General features: G+C 70.0%; 4 protein-coding genes. All 4 read right to left on the bottom strand.

Annotation, left to right across the window (positions count from 1 at the left end; genetic code table 11):
- The coding region (locus tag VGV06_00075; GenBank protein ID HEV2053548.1) for an ornithine cyclodeaminase at positions 1 to 574 on the bottom strand (574 nt) is incomplete at its 3' end.
- Positions 574 to 1,038, bottom strand: a complete 465-nt coding sequence (locus VGV06_00080; GenBank protein ID HEV2053549.1) for a MaoC/PaaZ C-terminal domain-containing protein — start codon at positions 1,036 to 1,038, stop codon at positions 574 to 576. The genes VGV06_00080 and VGV06_00075, both read right to left, overlap by 1 nt.
- A 5-nt stretch (positions 1,039 to 1,043) precedes the next feature.
- Positions 1,044 to 1,748 (bottom strand): ABC transporter ATP-binding protein, encoded by a 705-nt coding sequence (locus VGV06_00085; protein ID HEV2053550.1) that lies wholly within the window; start codon positions 1,746 to 1,748, stop codon positions 1,044 to 1,046.
- Positions 1,741 to 1,866, bottom strand: a complete 126-nt coding sequence (locus tag VGV06_00090) for a hypothetical protein (protein HEV2053551.1) — start codon at positions 1,864 to 1,866, stop codon at positions 1,741 to 1,743. Before VGV06_00090 ends, VGV06_00085 begins: the two co-directional genes overlap by 8 nt.
- Between the last annotated feature and the right edge of the window lie 9 nt (positions 1,867 to 1,875).

Genomic DNA, 1,875 nt, shown 5'->3' on the forward strand with positions numbered 1-1,875 from the left:
CTTCGCGGACCGCCGCGCGGCTGTCGCGCGCGACCTCGACCGGCACGCCGAGGGCGCCGCGCATCCGTAGGGCGAAGGCCTGGGCGCGGGCCGGGTCGCGCCCGACGACGGCGACCGACTCGACCGGCAGGATGGCGTTCAGACAGCGGAGCTGAAACTCGGCCTGGAATCCCGCGCCGAAGCAGGCGACGCGCCGGGAATCCGACCGCGCGAGATGCTTCGCGGCGACAGCCGAGGCCGCGCCCGTGCGGATGGCGGTGAGGAAGCCCGCCTCCATGAAGGCAAGCGGCGCGCCGGTCTCCGGATCACTGAGCAGGTATGAGGCGTGGAGCGTCGGGAGCCCGCGCTTGCGGTTGCCCTCGACGACGCTGACGAGCTTCGCGCCGAGCGCGTGGGCCTTGGGCAGCGCTGAGATCATGCCGAGGAACACCCCGCCCTTCGCCATGGGCAGGACGGCGCGGGGCAGGGCGGGGGCGCGGCCTGCCGCCGCCTCGCGGAATGCCGACTCGACAGCAATGATGACGGTCGCCGGCTCGAGCACGCGCTCGAGGTCGGCGCGCGTGAGGACGAGCATCAGGCGGCCGTCGCCGCCGCCCGCTTGATCATGCGCTTGATCGTTGCCTCGAGGACCAGCTCGCCGCGATGGTTCAGCACCTCGTGCTTGTAGGTGACGATGCCGCGGTCCGCCTTCTTGGTCTCGCGCTTGTCGGTGATCACCACGCGGACGTGCAGCGTGTCGCCCACCAGCACCGGCGACACGATCCTAATCTCGCTGCCGAGGTACGACATGCCGGTGCCGTGGATCAGCCCCGTCTGCATGACCAGCCCCTCGGAGAGGCAGAAGGTGAAGGCGCCGGGCGCCGGCTTGCCCTTGAACACGGAGGCCGTCGCGACGTACTCCATGTCGTAAAAGAGCGGCTCGTTGAAGCCGCAGAGGTTGACGAAGGCGCAGATGTCGGCCTCCGTCACCGTCCGCCCCAACGTGTCGTATGCCGCCCCGATCTCATGCTGCTCGTACGTCAGCCCCTGCGTGATCATTGGTCTCAGGCCTCCCCCAAGTATGCCCTGCGGACTTCGGGATTGTCGGCGAGGTCGCGGGCGGAGCCCTCGAGGACCAGGTTGCCGGTCTCGAGGACGTAGCCGCGGCCGGCGATCGAGAGCGCCATGGCCGCGTTCTGCTCGACGAGCAGGATGGTCACGCCCTGCCGGTTGATGGTCTGCACGGTCTCGAAGATCTGCTCGACGAGGACGGGCGCGAGCCCCATGGAGGGTTCATCGAGTAGCAGGAGTCTGGGCTTGGCCATGAGGGCGCGGCCGATGGCCAGCATCTGCTGCTCGCCGCCGGAGAGCGTGCCCGCGACCTGGGTGCGCCGCTCCTTGAGCCGCGGGAAGGTCGAAAAGACCCTGTCGATGTCCTCCGGTACGCCGGGATCGGAGCGCGTGAAGGCGCCCATCTCGAGGTTCTCCAGCACGCTCAAGCGGTTGAAGATGCGCCGGCCTTCGGGCACGTGGGTGATGCCGCGGCGCACGATGGCGTGCGAGGCCACGCCGACGAGCGAGCCGCCCTCGAAGACGACGTCTCCCTGGCGCGCGGCGAGGAGCCCTGAGATGGCCCGGAGCGTGGTCGTCTTGCCCGCGCCGTTGTTGCCGAGGAGGGCGACGACCTCGCCTTCCGCCACGCCGAAGGACACGCCCTTGAGCGCCCGGATCTCGCCGTAGGACACGTGGAGGTCCCGCACCTCAAGCACTGCCGGCCTCCGCCCGCGGCGTCCACTTCCGCCGGCCGAGGTAGGCTTCGATCACGCGCGGGTCCTTCTGGACTTCGGCGGCGCGCCCCTCGGCGATCTTCTCGCCGTAGTCGAGCACCGTGACGTG

The organism is Candidatus Methylomirabilota bacterium (genome assembly GCA_035936835.1).
GTDB lineage: Bacteria > Methylomirabilota > Methylomirabilia > Rokubacteriales > CSP1-6 > AR37.